Origin of the sequence: Halomarina pelagica (assembly GCF_024228315.1) — an archaeon.
Classification (GTDB): Archaea; Halobacteriota; Halobacteria; order Halobacteriales; family Haloarculaceae; genus Halomarina; species Halomarina pelagica.
This window is the reverse complement of sequence record NZ_CP100454.1, coordinates 1,075,523-1,101,998: the sequence shown is the minus strand read 5'-3', so window position 1 is coordinate 1,101,998 and position 26,476 is coordinate 1,075,523. Positions and strand designations below refer to the sequence as shown.

The window sequence follows — 26,476 nt, the reverse complement described above, 5'->3', positions numbered from 1 at the left end:
CGGGCCGCGGGCGAACAAGAAAACATAGTTCAACGCCGACGCCGGAGTGGCGGCAATGACCGACTACTTCGAGGTCCACGAGCGCGACGGCCCCGCTCGGCTGGGCGAACTGCGCCTCGCCGAGTCGGTGCCGACGCCCGCGCTCGCGGACGGCTACGTCGAGGACGCCGGGAGCCTCTGGCCCGAGGACCGCGAGCGACCCGAGGGCGACGAGGCCGTCCTCACCGTCCTCCCCCACCGCGCCTTCCCCGCGGGGACCGCCCCGGAGGTGCAGGAGGCCTTCGCCGTCGACTACCCGGACGTGGACTTCCCGAGCGCCGCCGTGATCTCCCGGGGGACGGCGGGCGACCGCGGCGCGGACGCCTACGTCCTCTCGGAGGCCCCCGGACTGCGCGGCCACGCCCGGGCGTTCGTCGAGGCGATGGTCGACGTGCGCGGGGCGATCCCGCCGGACACCGCGCTCCTGCTCTCGGGGGTCGCCACGCCGGCGAACGTCGCCACGCTCTGCTACGCGGGCGCGGACCTCGTCGACTCGCACCGCGCCTACGTCCGCGGGCTGGAGGGGTTCTACCAGACGACCGACGGCGAGGCGTTCCTCGAAGACCTGGAGGAGTTACCCTGCGCCTGCCCCGCGTGTCGGACGCCCCGCGAGTCGTTCACCCGCGAGGACTGCGCCGAGCACAACGTGAACGCGCTCCGGGCGGCGCTGGCGACGGTGCGCGAGCGGATCCGCGCCGGCCGCCTCCGGGACTACGTCGAGGGGCAGGCCCGCCACGGGGCGTGGCTCACCGCGACGTTCCGCCGCCTCGACGGGCAGTACGGCTACGTCGAGGAGCGCACGCCGGTCGTCCGGCGCGCGGAACTGCTCGCCGCCAGCGACGACTCGCTCCGGCGCGTCGAGATCCAGCGGTTCGCCGAGCGCGTGACGACGCGCTACCGCAACCGCTTCGAGAAGCCGCTCGTGCTCGTGCCCTGCTCGGCGAGGAAGCCCTACGGCGAGTCACAGAGCCACGGGCAGTTCCACGAGGCGATCGGCTACCGCGCGCACAAGGTGTCGATGACCTCGCCCATCGGCGTCGTCCCGCAGGAACTCGAACTCACCTACCCCGCCCAGCACTACGACTCCGTGGTGACCGGGCGCTGGACCGAGACGGAGATCGAGTTCGTCGCGTCGGTGCTCGCGCGCTACCTCGAACGCACCGACTACCCCTACCGCGTCGCCCACGTGCCGCCCGGCGGCTACGTCGACATCGTCGAGCGGGCCGCAGAGCGCGCGGGCGTCGAGTTCGAGTTCACCGTCGAGGACCACCCCACGACCGACGAGTCGCTGGCGAACCTCAGAGCGGCGCTCGACGGCGAGTCGGCCTACCAGAAGCGCACCCGCGAGCACAACACGGTGCGCGCGATCGCGGACTACCAGTTCGGCGAGGACGGCGCGGGGGCGGGGACGGGCGCGGAGACTGCCGCGGGCGACGCGCTGTTCGATCACATACGAACCGGCGGGCGGTGGCCCTCCCTCCGGGTGAACCGGGAGGGCGAGCAACTGGCGACGCTCGTCCCGCAGTACGGCACGCTGGCGCTCACGCTGGCCGGCGGGCGGCGCTGGGCGGAGAGCGACGCGCCCACGAAGCGCGTCGAGATCGACGGGTTCGTCCCGCAGGGGAGCGTCCTCGCGCCGGGCGTGCTCGACGCGAGCGGGTCGATCCGCGTGGGCGACGAGGTGGTCGTCTCCGGCCCGCGGGCGTTCGCCGTCGGGCGGGCGGCCATGAGCGGCGACGAGATGGAACGGAGCACCCGCGGCGTCGCCGTCGAGGTGCGCCACGTCGAGGAGCGCGACCGCTGACGGTGGTGGTGGCGGTGGCGGAATTCGATGCCGCCACGAACAGACTTTACCCGCGTCTAATCCTACGACCGACAGGGATGAACCGAGCGACCGCCACGGTCGGTGGCGCGACGTGACGGTGGCACAGCCCGGCGTCGACGCCGTCGTCTCCCAGTACGCCGGGTACGGCCCGCTCGTCGCCGCCTTCCTCGTCAACCTGCTCGCGACCGTCGGGGACAAGGGCCAGCTCGTCGTCGTCACGCTCGCCTCGCGCTACGACGCGAAGAAGGTCTTCCTGGGCGCGATGGGCGCGTTCGCGCTCTGGAGCGCGCTCGAGGTCGCCCTCGGCGCGTGGCTCGTCCGGGTCCTCCCGGGGGGCCTGATCGCGCCGCTGACGGGCGGGCTGTTCGTCGCCTTCGGCCTCTGGACCGCGCGGAGCGCGTACCGGCGGACGAGTGGTGGGGAAGCGAGCGGTCCCGCCCTGACCGGCGGCGGGCTGGACGTGGGGCTGACCGGACGGCTCCTCCCCGACGGCCTGCTCCGCCGGCTGGGGACCTACGGCGGCGTCCTCGCCAGCTTCGCCTTCGTCCTGGTCGCGGAGTTCGGCGACAAGACGCAACTGCTGACGATCGACCTCGCGGCGACGTTCCCGGACGCGCCGCTGTCGGTGTTCGTCGGCGTGATCGCCGCCCTCGCCCTCCGGACGGGGATCGACGCGCTCGTCGGCGAGCGCGTCGAGCGCTGGCTCCCCACCCGAGCCGTCGAGGCGGCCGCGGCCGCCGTCTTCCTCGCCTTCGGACTGCTGGTGCTCGGCGTCCTCCCGGCGACGGGGCTACTCGCCGTCCTCGCGGTGGTGGTGCTGGGGCTGCTCGGGTGGGCGGTCGCGGCGGGACGGTAGGTCGCCCCGACCGGAGAGCCTTTTTACCGTTCGCGCGGCACGTCCAGGCATGGACGAGATCTCGCTCGGCGTTCCACAGCCGATCATCGACGTGCTCCCCGACGACGACGGCACCGCGGCCGCCGACATGCGGCGGGCGGTCGAGGGGCTCGAGGACCGCGTCAACCGCGCGATCCGGGAGGCCGACGACGACGCGGAGGCGGCGGGGTTCGCGATGGACGTTGTCGAGCACCTGGAGGAGCGCGCGCGGCGGTACGACGAGTTCATCCCCGAACTCCGGGCGTGGGGGCAGTCGCCCGTCTACGCCATCGCGTGGCGCAACCTCCAGGCCGACCTGATAGCCCAGCTCTACGAGCACGAGGAACTCGCGGCCCGACTCGACCAGGAGCGCAACTACCGCATCGTCGAGGACGGCATCCGGTTGAGCGACGTGTTCAAGGACTGATGCCGGCCGCGGTCACACTTTTCCCCGCGACGGTCCTATCCCGACTCGAATGACCGGTCGCCACCGCGATTCGATCCTCCGCGTCGACCTCACCCGCGGGACCGTCGAGCGCGAGCGCGTCCCCGGGGAGTGGCGACGCCGCTTCCTGGGCGGGAAGGGCCTCGGCGCGCGCTACCTGTACGAGGAACTCGCGCCGGGGACCGACCCGCTCGGGCCGGACAACCTGCTCGCGTTCGCGCTCGGACCGCTGTCGGGGTACCTCCCCGGGGAGTCGCGCTACGCCGCCGTCACGAAGTCGCCGCTCACGGGCACCTTCCTCGACTCCTACGGCGGCGGGGCGTTCCCCGACGCGCTCGCCGGGGCGCTGCCCGACTGCCTCGCGCTCCTCGTCACCGGGCGGGCGGACGAGTGGACGGCGCTCGTCGTCGAGGACGGCGACGCGCGTCTCCGCCCGGCGGCGGATCTCGCGGGCGCGGACGCCGAGGCGACCGACGCGGCGTACGACGGCGCGGTCGCCTGCGTCGGCCCGGCGGGCGAATCGCGCGTCGCGTACGCCACCGTCGCGACCGACGGCGGCGACCACCACGCGGGCCGCGGCGGCGCGGGCGCGGTGATGGGCGCGAAGCGCCTGAAGGCGATCGTCGCGCGCGGCGACCCGCCCGAGGGACACGCCGACCTCCGCGAACGCTACGAGCGCGCCTACGAGGAGAGCGACGTCGGGCGGTGGCAGGCGGCGGGCGAGACGGTCGAGAGCCTCGACTTCGCCAACGAGGTGGGGGCGCTCGCCACCCGCGGCTGGCAGTCCGGGCGCTTCGAGGGGGCGGAGGGGATCGGCGTCGAGCCGATCCGCGAGCGCGCCGTCGGCCGCGAGCACCCCGACCGGGCCGTCCCGGGCGGGTTCCGCGTCGAGACCGACGACGGCGAGAGCGTCCCTCGCGGGGCGACGACGATGAGCCTCGGGGCGGGCCTCGGCATCGACGAGGCCGACGCGGTGGCGGCGCTCGGGGCGACGTGCGACCGCCTCGGGGTGGACGTGATCAGCGCCGGGAGCGCGGTCGCGTGGGCGATCCGCGCCGCCGAGCGGGGGCTGATCGACCGCGACCTCGCGTTCGGCGACCCGGAGGCGGCCCGGGGACTCGTCCGCGAGATCGCGACCCGATCGACGCCGCTCGGCGACGCGCTCGCGGACGGGGTGGCCGCCGCCGCGGCGACCTACGGCGGCGAGGAGTTCGTCCCCACCGTCAAGTCGATGGAACTGCCCGCCTACGATCCCCGGGTCGCCCCGGCGATGGCCCTCGCCTACGCGACGAGCGACCGCGGGGCCTGCCACCGACGCGCCCGCCCGATCGAGGCGGAGGCGTTCGCGGCGGGGACGTGGACCGACGCGGAGCGCGTTCGGGCCGTCGTGAGCGCGCAGGACGCCCGCTCGGTCCGCTGGTGCCTCGTCGGCGACGACTTCGTCGCCGAGACGTTCGACGACCTCGGCGCGGAGTGGCTGGCCGCCGTGGGCCTCGACTACACGAGGGAGGAACTCGCCCGCCTCGGGGAGCGCGTCTGGAACCTCACGCGACTGTTCAACGCCAGGGAGGGGTTCGACCGGACGGACGACCGGCTGCCCGAACCGCTCCGGGAACCGCTCGACGGCGACGAGGCGCGGGCCATCGACCCGGCTGCGTTCGAGCGCCTCCTCGACGCCTACTACGCGGCGCGCGGCTGGGGCGAGAACGGCCTGCCGACGCGGGCGACGCTCGCCCGCCTCGACCTCCTCGAGACGGCGGACGACGCGACGCCGCTCGACGATGCCGGCGACGACGGGGACGACGGGGACGACCGGCGGGGTGAGCCATGACCGACAGGATCGACCTCGACGACCTCGCGGGGGACGACCGCGACGATTCGGACGGCGAGCGCAACCGCGGCGACTGGTTCTGGCGCGGCGAGGGCGACCCGGCGGACGAACCGGACGCCGCGCCGTCCGCGGAGGCGACCGGGGACGACGGGGAGGGACGGGAGCGCGGCGGTGACGAGAACGGCGTCGACGAACGCGCCGACGCCGGAGCCGAAGCCGGGAGCGGCGGGCCGATCCCCCGCGTCCCCCGATCGAACGACGACCGGCCCGTCGGCATCCCCGTCGAGCGCGGGGGGGCGGGCGGCGCGACGGCCGAACGGGCCGCCGAGCGCGAGGGGGCGACGGGCGACGAGCGGTCGGCCGATGACGAGCGGTCGGTCGCCGACGGGCGGTCGGGGTGGGCGGGCCACGGCGGGAGCGAGGATCCCGTCGGGATGACGCTCGCGTTCACGTACGAGGCGCTCCGACGGCTCGCCGACCCGCGCCTGGCGGTCGCCGACGCGGAGACGTGGAGCGACTACGTCGGCATCGTCGGCGACGTCCCCGCGCACGTCATCAACACGTTCCAGCGAACCCACGGCGTCGACGCGGACTTCTTCAACGGCACGGGGACCGACGCGGCCGAGCGACTCGCCGCCGTCGATCCGTCCTCGATGTTCTACGCCGAGCGGATGGTCCTCGTCGGCCTGCCCGCGGAGGAGGGCGTCGCGGCGACCGCCGGATGGGAGTTCGTCCCGCTCGCGACGGCCGCCGAGAAGGCCGGGTGGGAACTGGCGGAATGATTTTTACGCCGGCACCCGTCCCCCCCGACGAGCGATAGCAATGAGCATCAGAACGGCACTCACTGACAACGGACTGCGGATCGTCCCGTTCGCCGTCATCCTGGCCGTCGCGTGGCTCGGGCTGACTGCGCTGAACGTCTGGAACCGCATGGATCGCGTCGCCGGACTCGGCGGCGAGTACGTGGGCCAGCCGGTCGTCTCGGGCGTCGTCGGACTGGTCGTGTTGCTCGTCGTCGTCTTCCTGTTCGTCTCCCTGTACGGCGAGGCGAGCGAGGCGGGGCCGGGACCCGAGGAGTTCCCGCCGCGGTGATGGGTCGCGTTCGTCCGCGTCGGCCGTCGAGCCAGCGCGCCGAACCGACCGGGGGACCCATCGAACCGATGCGGGGACGCCGATCGGGAGGAGCGCGGTGACGCTCACCTTCGACGCGAGCGAGCGGTTCCTCGCGGCCGCCGCGGAGTGGGGCGACCGGCGACACCTGCCCCCCGACGAGGCGTTCGAGGTGAAAGTCGAGCAGGCGCTCCTCGAGATCGAGTACCTCGTCTCCGGCGCGACGGAGGTCGAGTTCGACGCCGCGGATGGGACCGTCGCGTACGAGCCGTCTCCCGAACTCGACGCGTTCCTGGCGGACCGCGCCGCCGACGCGGGACTCGACCCGTCGGTACTGCTCGGCCTCTACGTCGACCTGTTCGCGGCCGTCTTCCTCGACGAGGGCGAGGGCTGAGCCGCGACCGCCCCGACGGGATAAATTATAAGCGCGCGCCGGTCGACTGCCACCCCATGACACACGAGGACAGCGGGTGGCGGCCGACCCTGGGGGTCAACACCTACGACGGACACGCGATCTGGGACCACGGCGTCGGTCCCTACGAGGTGAACTGCGGCTGCGTCGATCCCGAGGGAGAGGGTGACGACGCGGGCGAGGACGACGCCGCAGAGGGCGAGGCCGGCGGGAACGAGTAGGGACGGACGACGGAAGTGGCGAACCGCAGCGGAGTTATCGGACCTGTTGTGAGACGATCTCGCGCTCGAACTCGACGAGCCCCTCCAGGATCTCCCCCGCGGCGAGAAAGAGGTCGCACTCGGTCTCCTCCCGGAGGTCGTCGGCGAACGCCTCGACCCACCGGTCGAGGTGCTCCTCCAGGAACACGCGCTCGTAGCCGAAGGCGTCCCCGTCGCCGCGGCGCTGACGGTCCACGAGCGCCCTGAGGAAGGCGAGTTCGACCGCGACGAAGTCGTTCTCCTCCGGGTAGTCCTCGGGCGGCGACCACTCGGCGGCGGCGTAGCTCGACTCCACCGCCGCCAGCCCCGTGCCGAGGAAGTCCGAGTCCTCGCGGTAGTACGACTCGTGGGGGAGCACCGGCGGGCGGGGCCCGACGAACACCCTGGTGTACTCCGTGCGGACGCGGTCGCGGACGGCGTCGAGGTCCGCTCCCTCGTTCGCCGCGACGAACGTCCGGAGGTGCTCGAACCCGCGGTCGAGTCCCTCGTTCACGGAGCCCTCTGGCGTCCTGATCTCCCCCGCGAGCAGCGTCTCCAGGAACGTCTCGGTCGGGACGTCCCAGAACACCTCGACGAGGAAGTCGATCAGTTCGATGCGCGCGTCGTAGATTGCGTCGTCGTTCATGATTACCAGTCGAACACGAGCGCGGCGCGGCAGTCGCCGCAGTACTCGAAGATGCTCCCCTCGGCGTCGGGCGCGACGCCGGTCACGAGGTCGCCGACCCGTTCCTCTATCTTCGCCGCGCTCGCGGCGCTCGCGAACGGCTTGCCGCAGCGACGGCACTCGAGCAGTTCGCCCTCCGCGACCGTCACCCACGGGTCGCCGTCGCGGCGCTCGGGGAGCAGGTCGAGGTCGAGCCCCGGTTCCATCGAGATGGCGTCCTCGATGCAGCCCTCCTCGCAGAGCCCGCAGTTCACGCACCGCTCGTGGTCGAACTCCAGGTCCGTCTCCGTGCGCCGAATGGCGTCGGTCGGACAGAGGTTGGAGCAGGTGGGCGTGAACGTGCAGTCGTCGCTCACCGTCATGCGGCCGAACGACGCGAGCCCGCGGATCACCGTCCGCTCCGGCTCGACGTGATCGAGGACCGCGCGGACGCTCTCGAGCGCCCAGTCGTGCGTGTCGAACGCGGGTCGGTCCGCGATTCGATCGGAACCGCCTGTCGCCTCGTGCTCGCCCGCGGGGACGGGCGAGGCGTCCAGCCCCTCGACGAACGCGGTCGCGGCGTCAGCGAACCCCGCGAAGTCGTCGGGGTCGGGCGCGAGGAAGGTGACGCGCTCGCCCAGCCCCAGGTCCCGCGTCGCCCGATCGAGGCGCTCGACGAGCGCCGCCTTCGGGTCGGGACCCGAGTGGAGACACGACTCGCCACAGCCGACGAGCGCGACGCCGTCCGCCCCGGCCGCCAGCGCGTGGAGGACGTGGGCCTCCCCGACGGCGTCGGCGCAGGGGACCGACACGGGGAGCAGCGGCGGGTAGCGCAGGCCCTCGCGGGCGGCGCGGCGGCCGTACTCCCGGAGGGTGCGCGCGGCCCGTTCCGAGCAGACGAACGCGATCACCGGCGTCTCGATGCCCGCTCCGCGACCGCGGGAGAGCGACGACAGCCAGCCGCCGCCGTCCTCGCCGGGGTCGAGCAGCGCCTCGACCTCGCGGGCGAGCCGGCGGTTCGACGGCTCGCGGAGCCGCGTCGCGCCGGTCGGACAGGCGCTCGTGCACGCGCCGCAGCCCTCGCAGGCCACCGGATCGAACGAGACCGAGTCGGGCGTCGGGCGGCCGACGGCGTCGTGGGGACAGGCGTCCGTGCAGGCGGTACACCCCTCCTGGCTCGACGCGCCGGCGGCGCAGACGTCCATCTCGAGGTCGAGGTAGTCCGGCTTCTCGACGCCGCCGAGCAGCGACTCGACGGCGGCGACCGTCCCGGCGTCCACGGGACCGTCGTAGTAGCCGAGGCGGCCGGCGACCGACATCGCCGGCCCGCCGGGGTAGACGACCTGGTCGAACTCGAGCGCCCGCTCGACGCCGTCGAGGTCGATGGCGTCGGTCGGACAGCGGGTCGCCCACTCGCCGCGCGGGGCGTCGGGAGCGATGTCGACGGGGCGGGCGGTCACCGCCCCGTCCGGACCCTCGCGGACGCACTTCATGCAGGAGACGCACTCCTCGGTCACCCGGGCGCGCAGGCGCACCTCGAACGCGCCGAACTCGCCATCGACGGCGACGACCCGACCGCGCTCGACGGTCACGTCGTCGAGGTCGACGTCGGCGTCCGCGAACTCCCCGCCGTCGGCGACGAGCGTCACGTCGGCGTCCGACGCGAGCGCGGCGGCGGTCTCGGCGTCCCCGACGACGGCGACCCGGTCGCCCGCCTCGCGCGAGACCGAGCGCGTCGCCGCCTCCTCCGCGAGACCGGCCCAGCGGGCGTTGAGGAGCCGGGCGGTCTTCTCCGTCGCGGCGGCCCGGTCGTGCACCCACCCGGCACCCTCCCGGTGGTCGACGAAGGCGGTCGCCGCCGGGTGGAGGCCGGCCTCCTCGGCGACCGCGCGGACGCGCTCCTGACAGCTCGACTCCGGCGTGGTGACGACGAGCTGGTCGAGGTCGTACTCGTCGATGACCGTCCGCATCGCCGAGCGGCCGTCCTGACACAGCAGCCGTGAACTCGCGACCACGTCGACCCCCTGGACCCCCTCGCGGACCCCCTCGAGGTCGATGTCGCACGTGCCCCCACAGGAACAGACGAAGGCTCCGACGTTCATCCGTTCCTGGAAGCGAGTTCGACGGGCAAAGGAGTTGCGACCCGACGATAATAGTTATAGTATTATCACGTCGTGAGTTTGCTCCTACTGGTAGTCTATCGTGAACAACGCTTATGGAAACGCGACGAGTGGAGCGATGATAGACACTAGCATGGACGTGGGGGTTGACATATGAGTGCGGAGCCGGTTTCGCTCGACCTCGACCGTCGGTCGTTCCTGAAGGCGAGCGCGCTGACGGGGGCGCTCGCCCTGGGCGGGGGCGCGGCAGGACGGGCGCTGGCACAGGACGGAGAGGACGGCGTGGACGCGAGCGACGACGACTCGGAACTCGTCAAGACGATCTGTAACTTCTGCGCCGTCGGCTGCGGGTTCAAGGCCGAGCGCAAGGGGAACGCGTTCGTCGGACAGGAGCCGTGGTTCGAGAACCCGATCAACAACGGGTCGCTCTGCTCCAAGGGCGCGTCGATCTACGGGAGCGAACACTCCGAGAAGCGCCTGAAGCACCCGTTGCGCCTCGAAGGTGGGGAGTGGAAGAAGATCTCCTGGGACGAGGCGTGGAAGCAGATCGGCGACGAGTTCGGGCGCATCCGCGAGGAGTACGGCCCGGACAGCGTGATGTGGCTCGGGAGCGCCCACCACTGCAACGAGGAGGCCTACGCGTTCCGCAAGCTCGCCGCGTTCTGGGGGACGACGAACGTCGACCACCAGGCGCGCATCTGCCACTCGACGACCGTCTCCGGGCTGGCGAACACGTGGGGCTACGGGGCGATGACCAACCCGATAAACGACTACCGGCACTTCGGGCTGAACCTCATCATCGGGCAGAACCCCGCCGAGGCCCACCCGATCGCGATGCAGCACATCCTCGAGGGCCAGCGCCGCGGCGGGACCGTCGTCTCCGTCGACGCCCGCTACACGAAGACCTCGGCGCACGCCGATCACTTCTTCCGCATCCGGCCGGGGACCGACGTCGCGCTGATGATGGGACTGCTGCGCTACCTGCGCGACCGGGGCGAACTCGATCGGACGATGCTGACCGAGCGGGTCGTCGGCTGGCCGGACGTCGAGGCCGAACTCGAGAAGTACGACCTTGAGACGGTCGCCGACATCACCTGGATCGACGAGGCGGACATCCGGACGATCGGCGACCTGATGATCGAGAACAAGCCGAACGTCCAGATCGAGTGGGCGATGGGCGGCACCCAGCACAACAACGGGACGCAGAACATCCGCTCGTACGCGCTCACCGGGCTGGCGACCGGCGGGATCGCCCGCGCGGGCGGCGGGATGCAGGTCATGCGCGGCCATTCGAACGTGCAGGGCGCGACGGACCTCGGTCCCAACAGCCACATCCTGCCGGGATATTACTCCGTGACCTCCCCCGGCTCCTGGATGTACTGGGCTGACGTCTGGAACGAGAGTCCGTGGACCAGCGGGAGCACCAGCTTCGGCGAGCTGTTCGACCGCTACGACCTGATGCCGAAGGGGAAGTGGCGGGACCAGGACGGCGAGGCGTCCGCGACGTTCGAGAACGGCGGCCGGGAGTTCAGCAGTCGGTCGATGATGCTCCAGAAGGGGCTGACCGTCGCGCGCTGGTTCGAGGGGGCGCTCCCCAGGGAGGAGCGGCTGAACGAGACGCCGCTGTACCAGCCCAACCGGGTGAAGGCCGCCGTGTTCCACGGCCACTCGGCCAACTCCATCAGCGAGATGGACAAGCAGAAGAAGGCGATGGAGAACCTCGACCTGCTGGTCATCGTCGACATGTTCCCGTCGCTCGCGTCGGTCATGGCGAACCGGGACGACGGCGTCGTCCTGCTTCCCTGTTCGAGCCAGTACGAGCACCACGGGACGCTCACCAACTCCCACCGCGCCGTCCAGTGGCGCAACCCGGTCAGGCCGCCGTCGCACAGCGCCAAGCCGGACATGCAAATCATCCAGGAGTTCGCCGCGACACTCGGCTTCCCCGAGCACTTCGACTGGGGGTCCGGTCCCGGGCTGTTCAACGGCAAGACCACCTACGAGGACTGCCTCCGCGAGATCAACCTCGGGGTGCGGACTATCGGCTACCAGCAGTCGCCCGAGCGCCTCCAGCAGCACTACGAGTACGACTACGCGTTCAGCACCGAGACGACCCGGGCGGCGAAGCCCGGCCTGCCGGTCAGCGGCGACTACTGGTGTCTCCCGTGGCCGTGCTGGGGCGAGGGCCACCCCGGGACGCCGATCATCTGGCGCGACGACCTCGACCCGCGCGAGGGCGGACAGGACTTCCGCGCGCGCTGGGGGACGAAGGCCCCGACGCCCGACGAGTGGCGGCAGATGGTCCAGTCGGGGAACGTCCCCGACCAGCGGACGTACCCGTTCAAGCACACCGTCGAGCAGGGGGGCGAGGCGGCCCTGGACATGCTCCGCGCGCCCTACGAACCGGACTGGGACACCGACTTCAGCGGGACGGTCCGCGGCGTCCCCGAGTACCCCGGCTGGACGACGACCTGGCCGCAGGACATCACGAACCCGGACGCGCTGTCGATCCCCTACGAGTACGCGCTCAGGCCGGACAAGTCGATCTACGACGCCGCGAAGCGGCTCAAGGAACTCGGCGACGCGGGACAGCTCCGACCGAAGGGCGCGGCGTCGGACATCGACCCCTCGAAGTACGAACAGTACGACTTCAAACAGCCGGACCCGCCGACCGGCAGGGGACGCGCCCGCGGCGTCGCGTGGAACTTCCTCGACACGGTGCCGATCCACCGCGAACCGATCGAGAGCCCGCGACCGGACCTCGTCGAGAAGTGGCCCGCGAACGGGTTGCAGACGAACTTCTACCGGCTGAACCAGAACAACGCCGCGATCCAGAAGCGGGCGACGACCGCCGCACAGAAGCAGGGGATGGACCTCGTCATGACGACGGGTCGGCAGGTCGAACACCAGGGCGGCGGCTCCGAGTCGCGCTCGAACGTCTTCCTCGCCGACCTCCAGCCGCACATGTACGCCGAGATCCACCCCAAGCGCGCGGAGGAACTTGGCGTCGACGGCGGCGAGTTCGTCGTCGTCTCGACCACCGACCGCGGGTCGGTCCTCGTGAAGGCGCGGGTCACGCACCGACCGCGCCAGGACGAGGTGTTCCTCCCCTTCCACTGGGGCGGCGTCTACCACGGCAAGAGCCTGGAGGACCGCTACCCCGAGGGGACGGTCCCCTACGCCATCGGCGACAGCGTGAACATCATCACCTCCCGCGGCTACGACGCGGAGACGCAGATGCAGGAGACGAAGGCCGCGCTCGTCAAGGTGCGGAAGGCCACGCCGGCGCTGCTGAAGGAACTGAACATGGACGTCGACCTCACGCTCCCGCAGGACCGCGACCGCATCGGCATCCAGAAGGAGTACGACGTCCGCGACCACAAGACGATACAATGATCTATCACTAACATGTCTGCCAACGATCCAATCGAGGGCGACCGGATGAGCCAGGGCGTGATGAGCACGGGCGAGGGGGCGCGCATCTTCCCCGACGTGGAGGCCTGCATCGACTGCGGCGGCTGCGTGGTCGCGTGCAAGCGGACGTGGGAGTTGCCCCCGCAGGAACAGCGCATCTCCATCGCCACGATGTTCGAGGGTCAGGAGTCCCAGGGGATGAACGCCTCGAGCGGGAAGGCGCTCAACGAGCGGTCGTTCCCGGGCGAGACCAGCATCCCGATGCAGTGTTACCACTGCGACAACGCCCCCTGCGTGTCGGTCTGTCCGACCGACGCCCTGCAGAAGAACGGCGACGGCTTCGTGCAGGTCAGCGACGACCTCTGCGTCGGCTGTCAGTACTGCCTCTCGGCGTGTCCGTTCGGCGCGCCGCAGTTCCCCGAGGCCGACGACGGGGCCGCCCGCATCTTCGGCACCGGCGGCACGATGGACAAGTGCACGATGTGCGAGGAGCGCCAGTCGATCGGCAAGGGGCCGGCCTGCGCCGAGGAGTGCGCGACGGACGCCATCCTCGTCGGGAGCGCGAGCGACATCGCCGGCGAACTCGACCGCCGGGGATCCGCCCCCGCGTTCAACCAGCAGGCGATGGAGATCGTCTTCGGGAAGCAAGAGGCGAAGGTGTTCGACCGATGAGCCGCGGACGCGAAACCCTGGCGCTGCTCGTCAGCGCGTTCGTCGGCCTCGCGGTCGCCCTCGCGGCCGTCTGGTACGTCACCGGGAGCGTCGACCTCTTCTACGAGCAACTGTTTCGCGTCCGGCCGACGGTGGAGGGAGGCGGCGTCGGCGCGAACTGGGAGCAGGGCAACACCGTCCCGTGGCTCGTCGCGCTCATCAAGCTCACCCACGCGGTGGACGTCCTGATGGGGATCTTCGTCCTGTTCATGGTGTTCGTCCACTGGGGGATCTTCCACCGGCTCGCGGCGCGGATGCGCTCGACCCGGGGGAGCCGCGACGCGGGAGCCGTGGCGACCGACGGCGGCGTCGGGACCGGGGATCACCCGGACGGAATCGGGGCCGGAAGCGATGGCACGGGCGGAAACGGGAGCGGAGGTGACCCGCGATGACGAACCTGGACCACGGAAAGTTCACCCGGACGACGACGGTGTTCCACTCGCTGCTGGCGCTCGACGTGTTCCTCCTGTTCTTCACGGGGTACGCGGTCATGTTCAACGACGAACTCTGGTGGCTGCTCGCCCTGATGGGCGGCAACACCGGCGTCCTCGCGCTCCACCGACTCGCCGGGTTCGGGCTCATCGTCCTCACCGTCTTCTGGATGACGTTCATGATCGTCGGGCCGGGACGACGACGTAACTTCCGCGAGGTCCTCCCGGACCTGAAGAACGACACGCAGGCGTTCGTCCAGGACGTGAAGTTCCTCCTCGGGCGGGCGGACGAGCGCCACCCGCACGCCCGGCAGTTCGCGGGCTACACCGCCGACGAGGTGCCGCTCCTGTCGTACGTCGGCAAGGGCGTGATCTTCATCTTCAGCGTCGAACTGACGCTGCTGATGATCTCCGGGCTGCTCATCTGGAGCAAGCCGACGCTGATGGGGTTCTTCCAGACGAAGACGGCCGCGATGGCGTTCGTCGCGTTCCACGGCCTGCTCGGCGTCATCATGCTGATGGGCGTGATGTTCCACATCTTCGAGCACGGGTTCCACCCGGCGTTCTACCCGGTCGAGTTGAAGGCGTTCGTCCCGAAGCGCGACGTCCCCCACCCCGACGACGAGGGCCGCGACGGGACCGGCATCGAACTCCTCTCGGTGCGTCCCTCCTGGAACTGGGCGGTCAACGTCGCCGGGCTGGCCGTCGTCGTCGGCATCGTGAGCGTCCTCGTCGGGAGCATCTACGACTCCGGCTATCCCGTGCCGGAGACGCTCACGATCGGCGGCGGACCTGCCAACGTCCTGCTCACCGTCGGCATCAACGTCGGCATCCTCGTGCTGTTCCTCGGGCTGGTGCTGTCGGTGTACGGGAACGTGCTGCGCTCGCGTTACGAGCGACAGGTGCGCGAGCGCGGCCGCGCGACGACGACCGACGGCGGCCCGCACGACGACTGAGACGGACCGCCGTTAGGCGGCCTCTCCCCGTTCCGTCTCCTCGCTCACGTCAACAGCTCCGCCCCCTCCGACGAGAGTTCGACGGTGACGTCCTGTCGCGTGTGGGCGCTGATCTGATCGACGTTTCGCGTGAGCACCTCGAGGACGTCCTTCGGATCGGGGTAGACGAGCATGTTCCCGTCGTCGTCCTCCATCACGAGTTGCGTGTCCGAGAGCGAGATCTGATCGTTCTCGATGCTCGCGACGATGACCGGCAGCGCCTCCGCGCCGCCCGGGTCGCCGTCGCGGACCTTCGTGACGTACAGCGCGTCGAGGTCGATGAGGTCCTTGTACTCCCGGACCCGCTCCGCACAGCGGACCATGTCCCGCGTCACCGCCGTCTTCTGCGGGTTACCGTGCTCCCCCTCGTAGCAGTGCTTGCACACCCGGAGTTCCATTCGCATCCGTGTGTCACACCTTGCGACCGACCGCGATATACCTTGTCACGTCGGCCGGGTGACAGCAACGCACACACTTAGTACGGTTCGGTCAGTAGCACGCCACATGTCGTCGTTGCTCGACCTGCTGTACAGCGTCGCGGTCGTGCTCGTCGCCGTCGCCGGCATCGCGGGCGTCACCTGGATCGGATGGACCGAACGGCGGGAGACGCAGACCCCGTGGGGACCGCTCGTCGCCGGCGTCGTCGCCCTGTTCGTCGCCGCGATGGTGCTGAGCGTCGCGATGGGCTAGCCCAACCCGCGTGGCTTTATCACGCCCGGACGACTGATAGGACCATGGAACTGGAGTTGCGGTTCTTCGCGAACTTCCGCGAGGCGGTCGGCTCGAAGACCATCGAGCGGGAGTACGACGCGGGCGCGACGGTCGGGGAGGTGCTCGCCGCGCTCGAATCGGAGTTCGACGGCCTCGAGGGGCTCCTGCTGGACGACGAGGGGGACATCCGTTCCCAGTTGAGCGTCCTCAAGAACGGCCGCGAGGTGCTGCACATGGACGGCACGGAGACGACGCTCGAGGACGGGGACTCGATGTCGGTGTTCCCGCCGGTCGCGGGGGGATGAATGCGCCGAGAGAAGTCCTACCGCGGCATCTCGACGCGCCTCGCCGTCCAGTACCTCGAGAACCTCGGCGGCGAGCGCGTCGACGACGGTACCGTCAAGGGTGAGGGCTGGCGGGCCGACCTCTCAGCCGAGAAGGTGGACGTCGCCGGATCGATCCGCCTCACCGAGGTGACCGTCGCCTTCGAGGGCGAGGAGGCCGTCCTGGAGGAGTTGATCGAGGACTTCGATCGCAAGGCGATGCGCGCCGGGGGGTAGCGTGAACCCCATCGACGGCAACGCGCTCCTGCTGGCCGCCGCGAAGGCGAGCGTCGGCCCGCAGTTGCTGCCGGACCTCGTCGAACACGTCCAGGACGACCTCGGTCCCCGTCTGGGGGAGTACCGCCGCCGCTACGAACTCGCCCACGAGAACGAGGAGTCCTGCGTCTTCTTCGTCGAGGCGGGCCACTGGGAGGAGGTGAGCGCACGCCTGCGACTCGAGCGCCGCGAGGCGAACGCCGTCGAGCGCGCGCACACCGAGCACCTCCGCCGCGTCGGGAGCGAACTCGGCCGGCGCGAGGAGTTCGAGACGGCCCTCGAGATCCGCGAGGCGGTCGTCGTCGGGAAGGAGGACTGACCGCGGAGACGCGGAGGGGCCGCCCCCGGTGCGACCGGTCGCGCCGACCGCGACGCCCGGTTCAGTCGTCGCTCGGCGCGACGACCATGCTCGTGAAGACCCCGAGGACGTTCCGGCGGACCCGCTCCACGGAGAGGCCCGCCTCGGCGACGAGGTCGGTCGGCTCCTGGTTCCACCGGCAGGCCATCCGGCGGAAGTGCCGCGGGGCGAGCCAGTCCTGCAGGCGGGCGACGGGGGCGACGTCGCTGCGCCCGTGCTCGAACAGGAGGATCTCGCCGTCGGGCGCGCAGACCCGGTCCATCTCGCGGAGGACCGCGACGGGGTCGGGGAACGTGCACGTCGAGAGCGCGGAGGCGACGGCGTCGAAGCTGTCGTCCTCGAAGGGGAGGGCCTCGGCGTCGGCCACCCGGAGGTCCGCGTCCAGACCCAGTTCGGCCGCCCGGCGATCGGCCGCCGCGAGCATCCCCTCGCTGAGGTCCACCGCCGTGAGGGCGACCCCCTCGGGGAAGTAGCGGAAGTTCGGTCCCGTCCCGCAGGCCACGTCGAGGGTGCGCCCCGTCGCCCGGGAGAACAGCCGCTCGCGGTAGCGCCCGACGAGGCGCTCCTCGATCCAGCCGTAGCGCTCGAAGCGCGGGGCCTGCTCGTCGTACAGGTCGCGGACCTCCTCGGGGGACTTGGCGGGCCGATCGGTGGCGGGCGCGGACATGTCGCCCGGTAGGGACGCGACGCGCAAGAACCCTCCGCGTGAGCGGGACAGACGGACCGGGGGGACGGCCCCAGGATCCGTCGGCGATCACCCCCGCACGTAGTCGGTGAGCCACGCCTGCGTGACGTCTTCGAACGCGACCGTCCGTCCGCCGTGCTCCTCGGCGAACGAGTCGGCGTCGGCCGGGTCGGAGAACGGAACGAGCGCCTTCCCCATCCCGCCCAGCACGGCGCTCCCCGCGACGTACGTCACCCGGCGCGCGGGCGAGAAGGTGTCCGCCGCGGTGAGACTCGGGAGGTACGTCCTCCCGTCGCGGCTCACGAGCGAGTAGTCGATCGCCGAGTAATCGGTGACGTAGACTGCGACCGCCTCCCAGCCGCGGCGCTCGCGCTCGAAGTAGTACGGGAACAGCCCCGCCGTCAGCGACATGAACCACGCGGGACCGTCGCGTCCCGCCGGGGCGTGATCCCGATAGAAGATCTGACCGTTCGGACCGAAGTGCTCGCCGATCACCATGCCGCCCACGTCGTCGGTCTTACCGCCCGAGAGATCGACCGGTTCGGGGACGTCCGCGGCCGGCCTCTCGCCCGCGCCGGTACAACCGGCGATCGCCGTCGCGCCGACGGCACCGAGCGCTCCGAGGACGGCCCGACGGCCGACCGGTGCGGTCGCGGAGCGTTCGTCGATCGTCGGCGGGGAGTGTTCGGGCATCGTCAGAGGCTCCGCCGTCGAACCGCGCGCGCCGCGACCGCCACGGGCGCGACGATCCAGGCGAGCGCGGCGAGCGCGAGCACCGGGGTCGAGAGGTCCGTGTTCGCGACGACGGCCGCCATACCGCCGCCGGTCGAGTCGATCCCCGAGAGGACGAGCACGCGGAAGACGTCGACCGGGTTCGCGAGGACGAACGCCGAGAGGACGCCGGGGGGCAGTTCGATCCAGGCCACCAGGCCGAGCGCGACGAGGTCGTGACCGAAGACGAACCAGACCCAGACGAGGAGCGCGACGCCCAGCGCGTGGGTCTTTTCGACGGCGACCGACGACACGAGCACGCTCATCGCGAGGAACGCGAGGCCCAGCGCGACGGTGCCGAGCAACACGGTCGCGTACAGCGACCACGTGACGGTGCCGGCCCGAACGAACAGGACGACCCCGCCGACGCCGAAGCCGACGGCCGTCGCGCCCGCGAGCGTCGCCGCGCGCCCGAGCGCGGTACCGGCGACGACCCACGACCGGGGGACGGGGAACGCGAACACGATGTCGAGCCAACCGCTCTCCTCGGCACCGACGACGGCGTCGAACCCGTAGACGAGCGCGGCGAGCGGGACGAGGTACGTCGCCAGGGAGGCGAGGCTCACGATCACGGCGTCGACGCGAACGGGGCCCGGACCCGACCCGCCGAACCCCGCGAGCAATCCCGCGAGGAGACCGAACAGCGCCGTGAGCGCGAACGCCCACCGGTTGCGGAGCGAGAGTCGATACTCCAGTCGGGCCACGGTGGCGATCCGCGCCGCGGTACCCGCGCCGGTCGATCCCTCCCGGTCCAGCGCCGATCCGTGCGTCGTCTCGACGCCGCCGTCGGCTTCGGTGGATCCCTCGCGAGTCATTCGCGCGCCCCCGTGGCGGTCGCGAGCGCACGTTCGAACGCGCGCCCGAGACCGGGCTCTCGAACCTCGTACCCGTCCAGCCCGACCGCGTCGTCGAGCGCGGAGACGAGGTCGATCGCCGTCGACGGGTCGCACTCGATCTCCAGGGCGGTCCCCGTCGTCGACGTGCCGTCGACGTCGTGCGCCGAGATCACGGCGAGCGCCTCGTCGACGTCGTCGGGGGACCGGAGGCGAACGCGGACCTCGACCCCGGCGTCCCCCCGCCGTTTCAACGCCGCGACGGATCCCTCGGTCAGCAGGCGGCCGTCGTGGAGGACGGCGACCGACTCGCAGAGCGACTCGACCTCGGACAGGACGTGCGAGGAGAGCACGACCGTGAGGTCCTCGCGGTCGGCGAGGTACCGGACGGTGCGATGGAACGCCGACACGCCGCGCGGATCGAGTCCCGCCGTCGGTTCGTCGAGGAGCAGGGTCCTCGGCCGCGAGAGCAGCGCGGTCGCGAGCCCGAGCCGCCGCGTCATCCCGTTGGAGTAGCCCCCGACGCGTCGATCGGCGGCGTCCTCGAGTCCGACCACCGAGAGGACGCTCGCGATGCGGTCGTCCGCGGCCGCGAGGTCGCGCATCCGGGCGGTGAACGCGAGCACTTCGCGTCCGGTGAGCGTCGGCGGGAACCCGGCGTGTTCGGGGAGGTAGCCGACGTCGCGTCTGATCGACGCGCCCGCGGTCGTAACGTCGGTGCCGCCGATGGCGAGCGATCCGGCGTCCGGCGTCGTGTGGCCGACGAGCAGTTTGAACAGCGTGGACTTCCCCGCGCCGTTAGTGCCCAGGAGCCCGAACGTCGCCCCTCGATCGACGGTGAGCGACAGGCCGTCGAGCGCCGTCACCTCGCCGTACGTCTTCGTTACCTCGCTAACGTCGATTGCGTGCATAGTATCGCCTCCAGTCGTCGTGTGGGGGGTCGGCGAGCGGGTGGTAGTCGACGACCCCCGGCGCGTCGATGACGGGGAAGGCGCTCTCCGCCCGCCGAAGGGCGTCGAACGCCGGACTCGACGCGAAGACGGTCGCCTGTGGATGCTGATAGACGAGATAGTCGACGAGGCCGGCCGGCCGGTGGCGGATCTCGTTGACGCCGTCGTGATCCACGTCCGATCGGCGGGCGTCCGACCAGTAGTTGCCGCGGTCGCTCGCGTTCCACGTCGCCAGTTCGCCGACGAGAGCCCGCACCGCTCTTCCGTTGTTGATGAAGCTGTTCCCGTAGACGCGCTCGTCGACGCTGCCGGCGGTGAGATAGATGCCAACCCGGTTTTCGAGGACGAGGTTCCCGGCGATCGTGTTGTTCACCGAGTTGAACACGTACAGTCCGTTACCGTTGGCGACGACCTCGTTGCCTTCGACGACGGAGTGGTCGATCCGCTTGAGGAGGATGCCGTGGCCGCTCGTCCCCGTGTTGTTGACCGCGGTGTTGTTCGCGACCCGAATGTTCTCCGAGAGCATCAGTGCGTAGCCGACGTCGTTGTCGAACGCGGTGTTGTTCGCGAGGCGACAGTCGTCGGAGTACATGTAGTGGACGCCGTAGCGCAGGTCCCACATCGCGTTGTTCCGGGCGGTGACGTTCGACGCCCACGAGAAGTAGACGCCGTCTCGAACGTCGGTGATGCGGTTGTCGGCGATCAGCGAGTCCTCCGTCTTCCACACCTGGATGCCGTTCCCGCGGTACGACAGCGGTCGGACCGATTCGCGACCGACGATAGTGTTGTTCTCGATCACGACGCCGTCGACGCCGTCGATCCAGATCCCGAACGTGATCGCCGTCACGCGGCTGTCGACGATCCTCGCGCCCGTACCGTTGACCCAGATGCCCGCGTCGTTTCCGGCGGGGTCGAATCCGGAGTTACGCACCCACACGCGCCGAACCGTGACGTTCTCGCCGTTGAGCGTGAGCACGTCACCGGTGGCGGTGCCGTCGATGAGAGCGAGCTGTCCCGGTTCGCTGACGAGCGTGAGGTTGGACGCGTTCACGACGACGTCCTCGTCGAACCGACCCCGCAACCGGACCGTATCGCCCGGCTCGGCCGAATCGACGGCTTCCTGCACCGAGTCGAACGACCGACCGTCGACGGTGGCGCGCCCGGGGGCGGCGGGCTCGTCGAACGAGTACTCGTCGGGAACCGGAGGATCGAACGCGACGTTCGCGCCCGATCGAGCCTGCGTCGGTCCCGCGGCGACCGCCGCGCCGGACGCGACGAGCACGGCGACGGCGACAACCGCGAACCACCGCTCCGTCGTTCGGTTCATCGCCGCGTCATCCCCGCTCCGTCGGCGGGACCGACGGCTCCGCTTCGTCGGCCGATCGTTCGGTCACGCGGGCTCCGATGTCCGCGACGCGACTGCGGACGCGTCCCGGAAGCGACGCGACGGTCGCGTCGCTGTCGCGGTAGTGGAACGCCACGACGAGCAGCCCGATGGCGAGCATCGTCAGGTACGCCCCGGCACCGAGCCGCGAGTAGCTGGTGATGTTGGCGACCTCGTACCGACCCCAGAGCGGCGGCTTGAACGGCTCGACCCCCATCACGGGCGCGTCCGGATCGAGGGCGTGACCGGTCTGGTAGAGCCGATACTGGATGTCCACGAGCATCACCGTGAACACGGTGATCGACCCGACCAACTGCCACGTGAGTCCGCGCTCGAGCTTCCGAACCGTCGGTGCGAGCGCGACGAACGCGCCCGCGCCGGCCACCGCGACGAACCCGAGCGGCCCGAACGACCACTCCGGGACGTCGACGGCGCGGGGGTGGACCTCGTAGTTGGGCCGCCAGTACACCGGATCGGGGTAGTAGAACCCGATGTACTTGTTGAGCCTCGCCATCTCGACGTAGTCGCCAGAGATGTGCGGATAGGCGTACAGCTCCAGCCGGAGCACCTCGGTCGGATACTGGACCGCGTGGACGTTGATCACCCACATCGGCAGGAGCGGCGCGGCCAGCAGCAGCAGCGCCGCCAGCACCGGCAGCCCCCGGCGCAGTTGGGCGAACTCGTCGAGGCTCGGCGGGCGGTAGCGCATGCGCTTACCTCGGCTCGACGAGCAGCCGCGAGCGCATCTCCAGGTGGAGCGCGCTGCAGAAGTACGTGCAGTAGACCCAATACACGCCGGGCTTGTCGGCCGTGAACGTGACCTGGCGGGTATCTTGCGGCGCGAGCGCGAGGTTCACGTCGTACTCCGGGATGGCGAACCCGTGGACGATGTCCTGGCTCCCCTCGATGTTCGTCACCGTGACCGTGACCTCGTCGCCCTGCTTGACCGTGAAGTCGCGCAGGCCGTACTCGCTGCGCTTCACCGAGGCGTACACCTCGACGGTGGTGTCGTCGACGCGCTCGACGCGGGAGTTCTTCTCGGTGACGTACTCCTTCTCGCCCTCGTAGTCGGCCCTGTCCCACGTCTTCGCCGGCGTGATCTTGTCCTTCGTCGCGAATATCGCGTCGTGCGGTTCGGGATAGACCGGGTGGTCCGCGACGAGTTCCATCCCGCCGGTCTCGTCGTCCTCGTCGTTCCCGATGTAGACGAGCTGGTCGTTGTCGGGGTAGATCGGCCCGACCGGGAGGAACCGGTCCTTCGAGAGCTTGTTCAGCACGACCAGCCAGTCGCCGGTCGGCTCGGTCGACATCGCCTGCACCGCCTGGATGTGCCCCGGGTTGTAGTGGACGTCGATCTTGCCGAGGATGGCGTCCTCGGAGTTCTTCGGCGAGTTGACCGCCGTCTCGATGTCCCACTTGACGACCTGCGAGTCGATGAACAGCGACGTGTACGCCTGCCCGCGGTCGTCGAAGGTCGTGTGCAACGGCCCGAGGCCGACCTTCGGCTGGCCGACGATGGTCTTCGCCGGATCCGGCTCCGAGGCGAGCTTCTCTATGTCGATGATCGACACCGTCGGCGAGAGCTTCCCGGCGACCATCGCGTACTTGCCGTTCGGCTCCACCTCGACGCAGTGGGGCGACTTCGGCGTCGGGACGTACCGAACGAGCGGATCGTCACCCTCGTTCAGCGGACTGTTCCGACGGCCGTCGACGATCGGTACCCCGTTCACCTCCTCTACGTTCCCGGCGTCGACGGCCTTCTGGATCGCCGGCACGTCGAAGGCCTTGACGTAGTCGCGGTCGTCGCGCGTCATCTCCTCGATCTCGACGCCCTCCTCGTCGTTGTAGGCCGACGCGATCGCCCAGCGGCCGTCCTTGTCGGTGTCGATGATGTCGAGGTTGCCGTCGACCTGGACCTGCCAGCGGACCTCCATGCTCTCCGGATCGAGGGCGCTGAGCACCGAGACGTACTTCGACGGGTCGTCGATCGCGCGACCGTCGTTCGGAATGGGCGTGCGGAACTCGCTGTTCGCGAAGACGTAGCCCGTGTCCGGACTCTGGATGCAACAGCCGTGGACCGACTGGACGTTCGGAACGTTCGTGATCGCGTCCGTCTCGAAGTACTTCAGGTTCACCCGCGCGACGCGGCCGTTGGCCTTGTCGTTGACGAACAGGTACTTCCCGTCGTACTTCCCGTCGGTCTCCGAGAGGTTCGGGTGGTGGGAGTCCCCCCACGTGTAGCCGCCGGCCTCGTCGAGCAGCGCGCTCGTCTCGTCGTCGAACCCGTAGCCCTTGGCCGGCTCTCGGGTGAACACCGGGATGCGCGTCAGCTCGCGCATCGACGGGAGCCCGTAGACGCGGATGTCGCCGGCGTGCCCGCCCGACCAGAAGCCGTAGTACTCGTCGTGTTCGCCCGGCGGGACGAAGTGCTCCGGAACGTCGCCGGACGTGTCGGTCGACCCGCCGCCGTTCAGGGCTCCGGAACACCCCGCCAGCGCACCCATCGCACCGGCCGCCACCCCCGCTTTCACGAAGTCGCGACGGTTCAGCCCGAGACGGGGGAGCGCGAGCGAGACCGACTCGCCGTCGGCGGGGCGCTCCTCGACCTCGGCGAGGACCGCGTCGAGCTGCGCCTCGTGATCGCCGAGCGGGTCCGTCGACTCCGATCCCGCCGACCCCTCCGAGTCGGCGGGGTCGCTCGCCGGCGTCCCGGATTCGGCAGTCATGTCAGACCACCTTCACAGTGCCGACCATCCCGTTCATCTCGTGGGGGATGCAGTAGTACTCGTAGGTGCCCTTCGTCTCGAACGTGTGCTCGTAGGTGCCGCCCTGAGTGACGTTACCCTTGTCCGGGTAGCCGTCCTTCGCGGCCTGTTCGGAGTCGAAGCCGCCGCTCGCGAAGTACGCCGCGCCCTCCGGGATCTTCTCCTCGTACGCGGTGACCGTGTGACCGATCGATCCGGTGTTCTTCCAGGTGACCGTCGTGCCGGCCGGGACTTCGATCTCTCCGGGGTCGAACTTCAGGTCGTCCGTCATCTCGACGGTCTTCGTCCCGCCGCCACCGCCGCCGTTGCCGTTGCCGCCGTCGGTACCGTTACCGCCGCCGTCACCGTTGCCGCCGCCATCGCCGCCACCGTCGCCGCCCGATCCCTGATCGGACGTACAGCCAGCGAGTCCGAGGGTGCCCGCGGCGACGCCCGCAGCGCCGATCGTCTTCAACCAGTTCCGTCGCGTGTGAGTTCGTGCCATGTGTGGTGTTCCTGTGAGTCGTCTGTCCGTTCGTCGGCGACGAGCGCTCACCGCTCGCGCGGCCAGGCCGTCCCGAGCTTCGTCGAGTGTCTCGTACACTCCGTCGTACCCCGTCGGGGACCTTGAACCGGTGAGCAGCGTCCAAGATTCTGGGAAGAGGGTAGTACTATATATACGAGGAGAGATCGAAAGCCGAGGACCGACCGGGAACCGCTACGGGGCCAGCCTGTTCTTCCGCCCCATCACGTGCTCGTCGTAGTGGTCGAACGTGACGGGGCACCACTCGGCGGCGAGATCGAGCACCCGCTCGGTCAACGCTCGGATCTCCCACTGGCTGTCGGCCGCCGCCCGCATGTCCGCGACGTGCATCAGCATCCGCGCGTTCATCGTCATCACGACGTTGACCTCCGTTCCGATCGGGAGGACGAACCGGGCGTCCTCGGGGGGCATCCCGAGGTCGAGGAGTTCCCGATACGCCTCGACCGATCGTCGAATCGACCGGCCGAACACCGCCGCGCGCCGTGCGACCGTTTCCTCGTCGACCGCCCCGCCCCTCTGGTTACGGCCGATCCAGTCGGGGTCACTCGCGGACGGTGGGACGACCGCGAGTTCGCCCGCCTCGACGTCGGCGGGGTCGACGTCGTCGAGGGTGACGTATCGCATCGACTGGACGTCGAAGCTGACGTGGCGGTGGCGGGTCAGTTGCGCCATACACGACCGGCTGATGCCCTCGACGGCGAACGTCGCGTACGGGTGCTCGAACGGCCCGAAGTGGCCGTGGTCGAGCAGGTGCCCGATGAGCGTCCGCTTCTTCGCCTCGACGTCGTCGCCGTCGACCGTCGCCATCGTCTCCTCGAAGGACATGTCGGCGTTGAACGCGCTCATGTAGTCGTTCCTGGCGGCGCGACAGATGACCTCCTCGGGGTTCTCCGTAGCTTCGAGCAGCCGAACGTTCATACGGAGACGGACGGTCGATCGGGCAAGGGGCTTTCCCCGCGGCGGCGGGTCGCTACTCGACGGTTCACTGCTACTCAACGGTTCAACGGGACAGTGAACGCGCGAAGAGCAGCGACGAGGTCGATAACCTCCACAACGCTTTGGTATTACCGGGCGTATTACCACGTATGAGCAAGAGCACGCGCGTCACCGAGAAGGGACAGGCGACCATCCCGAAGGAGCTTCGCGAGAAGTACGACCTCACCCCCGGCGACGAGGTCGTCTGGATCGACACCGACGAGGGGATCGTCGTGAAGAAGCGCACGCGCACCGGCGCTCGCGGCCTGCTCGTGCCGGACGATACGTCCCGGGAGAAGCGCGAAGAGGTCGCAGAGGAGTTGAGCCACCGCCTCCGTGAGCGCCGTGACCGCAACTACGAGGAAGCCTGACGTGGTTACGTACACCGCCGACGCGGTCGCGCTCCTGGTGTACCTCGTAGACTGCCTCCCACAGCCCGCCGATCGGGTGTTCGCCGAGGCTGAAGCCGGTGAGACCGTCATCCAGGCTCCGAGTACGGCGCTTGCCGAGGCCCTCTACTCGATCTCCAGGGACAAGGACGTCCGTGGCGTCCAGTTGATCGGCACGCCCGAAGCGGCGCGACGGGCGCTGCTGGCGAACGGTCCCGTATCGTTGGCTCCCGGTGGCGAGGGAGAACTCGTCGAATACGTCGAAGTGATCGAGGAGTTCAGCATCCACGACGCTCTCGTCGTGGCGAGCCACCGGGAGCAGGGGACCGACGCGGTGATCACGACCGACGGGGGCATCCGGGACGCAGGCGTTCCCACGGTCTGGGACTGAAACGCCGATGTCGCTAGTCTGAAAGAGCATTC

Annotated in this window: 30 protein-coding genes; 18 read left to right on the top strand and 12 right to left on the bottom strand. The window is 70.2% G+C overall.

Features of this window, described 5'->3' with window-relative positions:
* Positions 1 to 55 precede the first annotated feature (55 nt).
* The 8 genes from arcS (at position 56) to NKI68_RS05800 (ending at position 6,757) form a co-directional block, all read left to right on the top strand.
* Positions 56 to 1,843, top strand: a complete 1,788-nt coding sequence (gene arcS / locus NKI68_RS05835) for an archaeosine synthase subunit alpha (protein ID WP_254545769.1) — start codon at positions 56 to 58, stop codon at positions 1,841 to 1,843.
* Between the two features lie 112 nt (positions 1,844 to 1,955).
* A complete protein-coding gene (locus NKI68_RS05830; protein ID WP_254545768.1) occupies positions 1,956 to 2,720 on the top strand; it encodes a TMEM165/GDT1 family protein in 765 nt (254 codons plus the stop codon).
* 49 nt (positions 2,721 to 2,769) lie between these two features.
* Positions 2,770 to 3,165: a DUF7971 family protein gene (locus NKI68_RS05825; RefSeq protein WP_254545767.1), complete on the top strand. Its 396-nt coding sequence runs from the start codon at positions 2,770 to 2,772 to the stop codon at positions 3,163 to 3,165.
* Between the two features lie 49 nt (positions 3,166 to 3,214).
* Complete coding sequence (locus NKI68_RS05820) at positions 3,215 to 5,014, top strand: aldehyde ferredoxin oxidoreductase family protein (RefSeq protein WP_254545766.1); 1,800 nt, start codon at positions 3,215 to 3,217, stop codon at positions 5,012 to 5,014.
* Positions 5,011 to 5,796 (top strand): DUF7124 domain-containing protein, encoded by a 786-nt coding sequence (locus tag NKI68_RS05815; protein WP_254545765.1) that lies wholly within the window; start codon positions 5,011 to 5,013, stop codon positions 5,794 to 5,796. Before NKI68_RS05820 ends, NKI68_RS05815 begins: the two co-directional genes overlap by 4 nt.
* Before the next feature lie 40 nt (positions 5,797 to 5,836).
* Positions 5,837 to 6,106 (top strand): hypothetical protein, encoded by a 270-nt coding sequence (locus NKI68_RS05810; protein WP_254545764.1) that lies wholly within the window; start codon positions 5,837 to 5,839, stop codon positions 6,104 to 6,106.
* A 97-nt stretch (positions 6,107 to 6,203) separates the two neighbouring features.
* The gene (locus NKI68_RS05805; RefSeq protein WP_254545763.1) at positions 6,204 to 6,518 is read left to right on the top strand and encodes a hypothetical protein; all 315 of its coding nucleotides are present in this window, start codon (positions 6,204 to 6,206) and stop codon (positions 6,516 to 6,518) included.
* A gap of 56 nt (positions 6,519 to 6,574) precedes the next feature.
* Complete coding sequence (locus NKI68_RS05800; RefSeq protein ID WP_254545762.1) at positions 6,575 to 6,757, top strand: hypothetical protein; 183 nt, start codon at positions 6,575 to 6,577, stop codon at positions 6,755 to 6,757.
* Positions 6,758 to 6,791: 34 nt separating this feature from the next.
* Here NKI68_RS05800 and NKI68_RS05795 read toward each other — a convergent pair whose 3' ends face one another.
* Together NKI68_RS05795 and NKI68_RS05790 are read right to left on the bottom strand one after the other, a co-directional pair.
* Positions 6,792 to 7,421: a TorD/DmsD family molecular chaperone gene (locus tag NKI68_RS05795; protein WP_254545761.1), complete on the bottom strand. Its 630-nt coding sequence runs from the start codon at positions 7,419 to 7,421 to the stop codon at positions 6,792 to 6,794.
* Between the two features lie 2 nt (positions 7,422 to 7,423).
* On the bottom strand, positions 7,424 to 9,541 hold the full coding sequence (locus NKI68_RS05790; RefSeq protein ID WP_254545760.1) for a hydrogenase iron-sulfur subunit: 2,118 nt from the start codon (positions 9,539 to 9,541) through the stop codon (positions 7,424 to 7,426).
* Positions 9,542 to 9,712: 171 nt separating this feature from the next.
* Here NKI68_RS05790 and NKI68_RS05785 point away from each other — a divergent pair, with 171 nt between their 5' ends.
* Genes NKI68_RS05785 through NKI68_RS05770 form a run of 4 tightly spaced genes read left to right on the top strand, consistent with a single transcriptional unit; the run spans position 9,713 to position 15,071 of the window.
* Positions 9,713 to 12,955, top strand: a complete 3,243-nt coding sequence (locus NKI68_RS05785; protein ID WP_254545759.1) for a formate dehydrogenase subunit alpha — start codon at positions 9,713 to 9,715, stop codon at positions 12,953 to 12,955.
* Between the two features lie 45 nt (positions 12,956 to 13,000).
* Complete coding sequence (locus tag NKI68_RS05780) at positions 13,001 to 13,645, top strand: 4Fe-4S dicluster domain-containing protein (protein ID WP_368410973.1); 645 nt, start codon at positions 13,001 to 13,003, stop codon at positions 13,643 to 13,645.
* Positions 13,642 to 14,076, top strand: coding sequence for a hypothetical protein (locus tag NKI68_RS05775; RefSeq protein WP_254545757.1), 435 nt, complete (start codon positions 13,642 to 13,644; stop codon positions 14,074 to 14,076). The genes NKI68_RS05780 and NKI68_RS05775 overlap by 4 nt, the downstream gene beginning before the upstream one ends.
* Positions 14,073 to 15,071 (top strand): cytochrome b/b6 domain-containing protein, encoded by a 999-nt coding sequence (locus NKI68_RS05770; protein WP_254545756.1) that lies wholly within the window; start codon positions 14,073 to 14,075, stop codon positions 15,069 to 15,071. Before NKI68_RS05775 ends, NKI68_RS05770 begins: the two co-directional genes overlap by 4 nt.
* Positions 15,072 to 15,115: 44 nt before the next feature.
* On the opposite strand, the gene NKI68_RS05765 is transcribed toward NKI68_RS05770, so the two are convergent.
* Positions 15,116 to 15,514 (bottom strand): hypothetical protein, encoded by a 399-nt coding sequence (locus NKI68_RS05765; protein WP_254545755.1) that lies wholly within the window; start codon positions 15,512 to 15,514, stop codon positions 15,116 to 15,118.
* A 100-nt stretch (positions 15,515 to 15,614) separates the two neighbouring features.
* Here NKI68_RS05765 and NKI68_RS05760 point away from each other — a divergent pair, with 100 nt between their 5' ends.
* From NKI68_RS05760 to NKI68_RS05745, 4 genes are read left to right on the top strand one after another with little or no spacing between them, the layout of a single operon-like run.
* Positions 15,615 to 15,800 carry a hypothetical protein gene (locus tag NKI68_RS05760; RefSeq protein ID WP_254545754.1) on the top strand — a complete coding sequence of 62 codons (186 nt, stop codon included), beginning with the start codon at positions 15,615 to 15,617 and terminating at the stop codon, positions 15,798 to 15,800.
* 44 nt (positions 15,801 to 15,844) lie between these two features.
* Positions 15,845 to 16,126, top strand: coding sequence for a ubiquitin-like small modifier protein 1 (locus NKI68_RS05755; RefSeq protein WP_254545753.1), 282 nt, complete (start codon positions 15,845 to 15,847; stop codon positions 16,124 to 16,126).
* Positions 16,127 to 16,381 carry a MoaD-like domain-containing protein gene (locus NKI68_RS05750; protein WP_254545752.1) on the top strand — a complete coding sequence of 85 codons (255 nt, stop codon included), beginning with the start codon at positions 16,127 to 16,129 and terminating at the stop codon, positions 16,379 to 16,381.
* Position 16,382: 1 nt separating this feature from the next.
* On the top strand, positions 16,383 to 16,739 hold the full coding sequence (locus NKI68_RS05745) for a DUF8048 family protein (protein ID WP_254545751.1): 357 nt from the start codon (positions 16,383 to 16,385) through the stop codon (positions 16,737 to 16,739).
* 61 nt (positions 16,740 to 16,800) lie between these two features.
* Here NKI68_RS05745 and NKI68_RS05740 read toward each other — a convergent pair whose 3' ends face one another.
* From NKI68_RS05740 to thyX, 9 genes are all read right to left on the bottom strand, one after another.
* Positions 16,801 to 17,445, bottom strand: coding sequence for a class I SAM-dependent methyltransferase (locus NKI68_RS05740; protein ID WP_254545750.1), 645 nt, complete (start codon positions 17,443 to 17,445; stop codon positions 16,801 to 16,803).
* An 87-nt stretch (positions 17,446 to 17,532) separates the two neighbouring features.
* The gene (locus tag NKI68_RS05735; protein ID WP_254545749.1) at positions 17,533 to 18,156 is read right to left on the bottom strand and encodes a nitrous oxide reductase accessory protein NosL; all 624 of its coding nucleotides are present in this window, start codon (positions 18,154 to 18,156) and stop codon (positions 17,533 to 17,535) included.
* 2 nt (positions 18,157 to 18,158) lie between these two features.
* Positions 18,159 to 19,049, bottom strand: coding sequence for an ABC transporter permease (locus tag NKI68_RS05730; protein ID WP_254545748.1), 891 nt, complete (start codon positions 19,047 to 19,049; stop codon positions 18,159 to 18,161).
* Positions 19,046 to 19,978, bottom strand: coding sequence for an ABC transporter ATP-binding protein (locus NKI68_RS05725; RefSeq protein WP_254545747.1), 933 nt, complete (start codon positions 19,976 to 19,978; stop codon positions 19,046 to 19,048). The genes NKI68_RS05730 and NKI68_RS05725 overlap by 4 nt, the downstream gene beginning before the upstream one ends.
* Positions 19,959 to 21,344, bottom strand: a complete 1,386-nt coding sequence (gene nosD, locus NKI68_RS05720; protein WP_254545746.1) for a nitrous oxide reductase family maturation protein NosD — start codon at positions 21,342 to 21,344, stop codon at positions 19,959 to 19,961. The genes NKI68_RS05725 and nosD overlap by 20 nt, the downstream gene beginning before the upstream one ends.
* Before the next feature lie 7 nt (positions 21,345 to 21,351).
* Entirely contained in the window at positions 21,352 to 22,110 is a 759-nt protein-coding gene (locus NKI68_RS05715; RefSeq protein ID WP_254545745.1) for a hypothetical protein, read from the bottom strand.
* 4 nt (positions 22,111 to 22,114) lie between these two features.
* Entirely contained in the window at positions 22,115 to 24,127 is a 2,013-nt protein-coding gene (nosZ, locus tag NKI68_RS05710; protein WP_254545744.1) for a TAT-dependent nitrous-oxide reductase, read from the bottom strand.
* 1 nt (position 24,128) lies between these two features.
* Positions 24,129 to 24,650: a plastocyanin/azurin family copper-binding protein gene (locus tag NKI68_RS05705; RefSeq protein WP_254545743.1), complete on the bottom strand. Its 522-nt coding sequence runs from the start codon at positions 24,648 to 24,650 to the stop codon at positions 24,129 to 24,131.
* A gap of 213 nt (positions 24,651 to 24,863) precedes the next feature.
* Positions 24,864 to 25,607 carry an FAD-dependent thymidylate synthase gene (gene thyX / locus NKI68_RS05700; RefSeq protein WP_254545742.1) on the bottom strand — a complete coding sequence of 248 codons (744 nt, stop codon included), beginning with the start codon at positions 25,605 to 25,607 and terminating at the stop codon, positions 24,864 to 24,866.
* Between the two features lie 167 nt (positions 25,608 to 25,774).
* Here thyX and NKI68_RS05695 point away from each other — a divergent pair, with 167 nt between their 5' ends.
* Both NKI68_RS05695 and NKI68_RS05690 read left to right on the top strand, forming a co-directional pair.
* Complete coding sequence (locus tag NKI68_RS05695; RefSeq protein WP_254545741.1) at positions 25,775 to 26,035, top strand: AbrB/MazE/SpoVT family DNA-binding domain-containing protein; 261 nt, start codon at positions 25,775 to 25,777, stop codon at positions 26,033 to 26,035.
* A 1-nt stretch (position 26,036) separates the two neighbouring features.
* A complete protein-coding gene (locus NKI68_RS05690) occupies positions 26,037 to 26,444 on the top strand; it encodes a hypothetical protein (protein WP_254545740.1) in 408 nt (135 codons plus the stop codon).
* Positions 26,445 to 26,476 lie beyond the last annotated feature (32 nt).

Excerpts from the sequence above, each read along its gene's own strand:
- NKI68_RS05810 (WP_254545764.1), top strand. The coding sequence starts at position 5,837 with ATGAGCATCAGAACGGCACTCACTGACAACGGACTGCGGATCGTCCCG.
- NKI68_RS05755 (WP_254545753.1), top strand. The coding sequence starts at position 15,845 with ATGGAACTGGAGTTGCGGTTCTTCGCGAACTTCCGCGAGGCGGTCGGC.
- NKI68_RS05705 (WP_254545743.1), bottom strand. The coding sequence starts at position 24,650 with ATGGCACGAACTCACACGCGACGGAACTGGTTGAAGACGATCGGCGCT.
- NKI68_RS05820 (WP_254545766.1), top strand. The coding sequence starts at position 3,215 with ATGACCGGTCGCCACCGCGATTCGATCCTCCGCGTCGACCTCACCCGC.
- NKI68_RS05715 (WP_254545745.1), bottom strand. The coding sequence starts at position 22,110 with ATGCGCTACCGCCCGCCGAGCCTCGACGAGTTCGCCCAACTGCGCCGG.
- NKI68_RS05785 (WP_254545759.1), top strand. The coding sequence starts at position 9,713 with ATGAGTGCGGAGCCGGTTTCGCTCGACCTCGACCGTCGGTCGTTCCTG.
- NKI68_RS05790 (WP_254545760.1), bottom strand. The coding sequence starts at position 9,541 with ATGAACGTCGGAGCCTTCGTCTGTTCCTGTGGGGGCACGTGCGACATC.
- NKI68_RS05795 (WP_254545761.1), bottom strand. The coding sequence starts at position 7,421 with ATGAACGACGACGCAATCTACGACGCGCGCATCGAACTGATCGACTTC.
- NKI68_RS05800 (WP_254545762.1), top strand. The coding sequence starts at position 6,575 with ATGACACACGAGGACAGCGGGTGGCGGCCGACCCTGGGGGTCAACACC.
- NKI68_RS05825 (WP_254545767.1), top strand. The coding sequence starts at position 2,770 with ATGGACGAGATCTCGCTCGGCGTTCCACAGCCGATCATCGACGTGCTC.
- NKI68_RS05780 (WP_368410973.1), top strand. The coding sequence starts at position 13,001 with ATGAGCCAGGGCGTGATGAGCACGGGCGAGGGGGCGCGCATCTTCCCC.
- nosZ (WP_254545744.1), bottom strand. The coding sequence starts at position 24,127 with ATGACTGCCGAATCCGGGACGCCGGCGAGCGACCCCGCCGACTCGGAG.
- NKI68_RS05695 (WP_254545741.1), top strand. The coding sequence starts at position 25,775 with ATGAGCAAGAGCACGCGCGTCACCGAGAAGGGACAGGCGACCATCCCG.
- NKI68_RS05815 (WP_254545765.1), top strand. The coding sequence starts at position 5,011 with ATGACCGACAGGATCGACCTCGACGACCTCGCGGGGGACGACCGCGAC.
- NKI68_RS05760 (WP_254545754.1), top strand. The coding sequence starts at position 15,615 with ATGTCGTCGTTGCTCGACCTGCTGTACAGCGTCGCGGTCGTGCTCGTC.
- NKI68_RS05735 (WP_254545749.1), bottom strand. The coding sequence starts at position 18,156 with ATGCCCGAACACTCCCCGCCGACGATCGACGAACGCTCCGCGACCGCA.
- nosD (WP_254545746.1), bottom strand. The coding sequence starts at position 21,344 with ATGAACCGAACGACGGAGCGGTGGTTCGCGGTTGTCGCCGTCGCCGTG.
- NKI68_RS05730 (WP_254545748.1), bottom strand. The coding sequence starts at position 19,049 with ATGACTCGCGAGGGATCCACCGAAGCCGACGGCGGCGTCGAGACGACG.
- NKI68_RS05725 (WP_254545747.1), bottom strand. The coding sequence starts at position 19,978 with ATGCACGCAATCGACGTTAGCGAGGTAACGAAGACGTACGGCGAGGTG.
- NKI68_RS05770 (WP_254545756.1), top strand. The coding sequence starts at position 14,073 with ATGACGAACCTGGACCACGGAAAGTTCACCCGGACGACGACGGTGTTC.
- thyX (WP_254545742.1), bottom strand. The coding sequence starts at position 25,607 with ATGAACGTTCGGCTGCTCGAAGCTACGGAGAACCCCGAGGAGGTCATC.
- NKI68_RS05775 (WP_254545757.1), top strand. The coding sequence starts at position 13,642 with ATGAGCCGCGGACGCGAAACCCTGGCGCTGCTCGTCAGCGCGTTCGTC.
- NKI68_RS05750 (WP_254545752.1), top strand. The coding sequence starts at position 16,127 with ATGCGCCGAGAGAAGTCCTACCGCGGCATCTCGACGCGCCTCGCCGTC.
- NKI68_RS05740 (WP_254545750.1), bottom strand. The coding sequence starts at position 17,445 with ATGTCCGCGCCCGCCACCGATCGGCCCGCCAAGTCCCCCGAGGAGGTC.
- arcS (WP_254545769.1), top strand. The coding sequence starts at position 56 with ATGACCGACTACTTCGAGGTCCACGAGCGCGACGGCCCCGCTCGGCTG.
- NKI68_RS05765 (WP_254545755.1), bottom strand. The coding sequence starts at position 15,514 with ATGCGAATGGAACTCCGGGTGTGCAAGCACTGCTACGAGGGGGAGCAC.